This window comes from Ilumatobacter sp. (assembly GCF_041688325.1).
GTDB lineage: Bacteria > Actinomycetota > Acidimicrobiia > Acidimicrobiales > Ilumatobacteraceae > Ilumatobacter_A.
This window is the reverse complement of record NZ_JBDNIJ010000431.1, coordinates 1-3089: the sequence shown is the minus strand read 5'-3', so window position 1 is coordinate 3089 and position 3089 is coordinate 1. Positions and strand designations below refer to the sequence as shown.

The 3089-nt window shown below is 65.0% G+C and carries 7 protein-coding genes; 3 read left to right on the top strand and 4 right to left on the bottom strand.

The window, feature by feature from the left end:
- A partial coding sequence (locus ACH2EI_RS21000) for a hypothetical protein (protein ID WP_395161491.1) occupies positions 1-394 on the top strand: 394 nt, incomplete at its 5' end.
- The gene (locus ACH2EI_RS20995) at positions 394-765 is read left to right on the top strand and encodes a hypothetical protein (protein WP_395153964.1); all 372 of its coding nucleotides are present in this window, start codon (positions 394-396) and stop codon (positions 763-765) included. The genes ACH2EI_RS21000 and ACH2EI_RS20995, both read left to right, overlap by 1 nt.
- On the opposite strand, the gene ACH2EI_RS20990 is transcribed toward ACH2EI_RS20995, so the two are convergent.
- Genes ACH2EI_RS20990 through ACH2EI_RS20975 form a run of 4 tightly spaced genes read right to left on the bottom strand, consistent with a single transcriptional unit; the run spans position 762 to position 2420 of the window.
- The gene (locus ACH2EI_RS20990) at positions 762-1172 is read right to left on the bottom strand and encodes a hypothetical protein (protein ID WP_395161489.1); all 411 of its coding nucleotides are present in this window, start codon (positions 1170-1172) and stop codon (positions 762-764) included. The genes ACH2EI_RS20995 and ACH2EI_RS20990 overlap by 4 nt on opposite strands.
- Positions 1169-1498, bottom strand: a complete 330-nt coding sequence (locus ACH2EI_RS20985) for a hypothetical protein (RefSeq protein WP_395153962.1) — start codon at positions 1496-1498, stop codon at positions 1169-1171. The genes ACH2EI_RS20990 and ACH2EI_RS20985 overlap by 4 nt, the downstream gene beginning before the upstream one ends.
- Complete coding sequence (locus ACH2EI_RS20980; RefSeq protein ID WP_395153961.1) at positions 1498-2100, bottom strand: hypothetical protein; 603 nt, start codon at positions 2098-2100, stop codon at positions 1498-1500. The genes ACH2EI_RS20985 and ACH2EI_RS20980 overlap by 1 nt, the downstream gene beginning before the upstream one ends.
- Positions 2097-2420 (bottom strand): hypothetical protein, encoded by a 324-nt coding sequence (locus tag ACH2EI_RS20975; RefSeq protein ID WP_395153960.1) that lies wholly within the window; start codon positions 2418-2420, stop codon positions 2097-2099. The genes ACH2EI_RS20980 and ACH2EI_RS20975 overlap by 4 nt, the downstream gene beginning before the upstream one ends.
- A 223-nt stretch (positions 2421-2643) precedes the next feature.
- Between ACH2EI_RS20975 and ACH2EI_RS20970 the strand changes: the two genes are divergently transcribed.
- A partial coding sequence (locus ACH2EI_RS20970; protein ID WP_395161487.1) for a relaxase domain-containing protein occupies positions 2644-3089 on the top strand: 446 nt, incomplete at its 3' end.

The window sequence follows — 3089 nt, the reverse complement described above, 5'->3', positions numbered from 1 at the left end:
CGGCATCGAGATCGACCTCACCGAACTCGCCCGAGAGATGGGACTCAGCTACACCATTGGACGCTCGTCACCGTTCGCCAAGGCCATCCAGCGCCTGATCATGTTCGGACTCGCCCACAACACACCATTCGGCATTGCGGTCCGGCGCAGCATCCCCGACGTCGCCCACCGCCACGTCCGCCGCATGACCGACGCCCTCCAATCCCGCCATGCCTTCGATGTCGCAGCACCAGCGCCCACGCTCGACGACTTCACCCGGGCCCACACGATCGCTCTCGCCATGCGCAGCGCGGGAGATGACACCGCCCGCATCGAGCGTCAGCTCGTCGCCATCGGTGCCGCCGTCGCGGTCGCTGAAGCCATTGCCGCCAACCTCGCAGAGCTGGACCGCTGATGTTCGCGGGAGACGAAACCGACAGCTGGAGCGACGCCGGGCCTTGCCCCGCATGCCGAGACGCCGACTGCTGGCTCGCCTGTCCCGACGCCGAGATCGACACCGACGCTCAAGACGACGCCGACGAGATGCTGTGTGGCTGCGACTACTGCAACATGGTCGGCCAGCCGTGCTGGCGAGCATGCTCCGCACGTAGCTACGCCGACAAGGTGACCGCCACGATCGAGCTCTCCCCCGGACTGCGACACGCCGCAGCCAGCATCCTTGCTGCCGCTATCGGCCTGCCACTTCTCGACGCCTGCCACCGAACCACGACCACCATGTCGGCCTGCGAGGTCGACCACCTCGAGGTCGACCACCTCGAGATTTAGATGCCGGTCCGGGCGGAGCGCGTTTCCCAGCGGCGCGCATCGACCGGCATGCTCCACAGCCGGCGAAGCCGGTGGTACTCGCGACGCGCCACGACTGGACCTGCCGCCCCGCGGTCTGCAGCGCCACCCACGACCGAGCCGAGCGAACCGAGTAACACGCTGCGCCACGCGACATGACGATCGCCGTGCTCCTCGATCCGGTGCGACATACCAACGATCACTTCGGGATCGTCGGTGGCTTTCAAGCACACGTCAATGAGAACGCTGTGGACGTTGTTCTCGTCGCATCCGTGTCGAACGCAATGATCAACCAGGCCACTCAGGGCGTCATCGACTGAGAGGTCGGTTGACGTCGACAGCCGTTCCCACATCGCGGACAGCTCCTCGCAGATCAACAGGCCGGTCACAGCTCCAACTCGAGTCCAGCAACCGCATCGCTGAGGCACGCGTGCTGCAGGTAGCAGCCCCCCGACGCCCAGTACGCGTGTCTGTCGTCGCCCAGATATAGGTACCGGCGGGTCACGGTGTGCTTGTACAGCTGGATCACGACACCGGTCGACAACAAGACCTCGGCCATCCACATGAAGTCCGACGGCTCGAGTACCGCAGCGACCGCGTCATGTTCGGTCACGAACGTTTCGAGCGCCTCCCAGTTCGCTTCGGTGGCTTCTTGAACCCACCACACGCCAGGAACACCAGCGCCGAACCCATCCAATCGCGTCGAGGGGTCCATCACGTGTCGTAGTGGGGCCGCTCGACACTCAAGCCACCGTCGGGTTCGGAACGGTCACCGCGCACGAATCTGAATGCACTGGAGCGGCGACCCTCGAGCGCGATCGCAGCGAACCCGGCACGGAACCACAGGCCATCGACCAACCCGGGTGGCGACACCTGCGTCAAGGCGCGCCCAGCGACCATCGCAGCGAACCCGCACTGGCGTCCCGGCAGCCGCCCAGGAGCCGCAGCAAGCTCGCGCAGCGCCACGACTCCCGCCACACGATCAGCACGATCCGCCGATCGAGTGACGTCGCCCAGCAACATCACCGCGCTGTGCGGAACTCGCGACGACATCGCTGGGAGCCATGCCGCGACATCGTCGAGGTCGACCGGGCGACCCAACACGTTGCGACCGAGCCATCCGACGCGCAGCACTACTCGCAACAGCGACTCCGCACACACTTTGATGTACAGATCGCGAGCCGGCCCGTCATTGGCAGCGCCGTAGGTGGTCAACGCCGCCGCGGCGATCGACGCCCGCCGCCACGACGACGCCGCGTCGATCGGATCAACCGGGATCCACGCCAGCGACGAACGCGACACCTTCAAGTCGCTCACGACGCAACATCCGCGGCGGTATGAACAGCCTTCGCGCGTTCGCCAGCGATCGCCCGATCAGTGATTAGCTTGACAGCTGTACGCACCTTCGCCTGTGACCACTCGATCACCTCGGCAATCGCGCCGACGTCGGACACCTCAGCGATTGTCGCCAACGCCTCAGCTGCCTCCACGTCGAGGCCGTCCAACTCTTCGGTCAGGCGACGTCGGCGATCCTGCACGGCAAAGAACTCGACGTACCCCTTGGACTCACGATCACGACGATCCCTCAGTCGATCCAGAGCAACCCGCTCCGCTTCTGATCCTGCCTTTCGAGCCATTGCTCGTCTCCAATCATCTCAGCGCCCGCATCGATCACGACCGACTCGATACCTATGGGCACCCGACGCGCCGAACGTTTCACGATCCGCCACGAAACCCCGGCCTGCGCCGACGACAACCCGAACCGCCGACCAGCAGCTCTCGACCGAACCCGCCGCAGAACCGACTAAACCCGAAACCCCGACTCACTTTTTCTTCCTACACATATGCACTGCTGAAGCAGTGCTGCACAAAACCCGTGAAACGGGAGACCCCAAATCGCCCCATACCCCTTCGATGCTGTCGGTATGGAAACTCCGGGTCGGGGCCGAGGACTACTACTTGGAGCAGGTCGCCAAGGGCCTCGACGACTACTACTCCGGTGCCGGCGAAACCCAAGGTGAGTGGATCGGGACGGCCTCGGGAGCGCTCGGTTTGGACCACGACGTCGCCGGCGACGAGCTGCGCGCGGTCCTCGCGGGGCTCGCCCCAGGCACCGCTCTGACACCGAACAACACGCAGGTTCGGACGTTCAAGAATCGTGTCCCCGGCTTCGATCTGACGTTCTCAGCACCAAAATCGGTGTCGATCCTGTACGCGCTCGGGGATCCGCTCGTGCGTGCCCAGGTCGTCGAAGCAACCGATCTCGCCGTCGCTGAAGCGTTGGGCTGGCTCGAACGCGAAGCGTG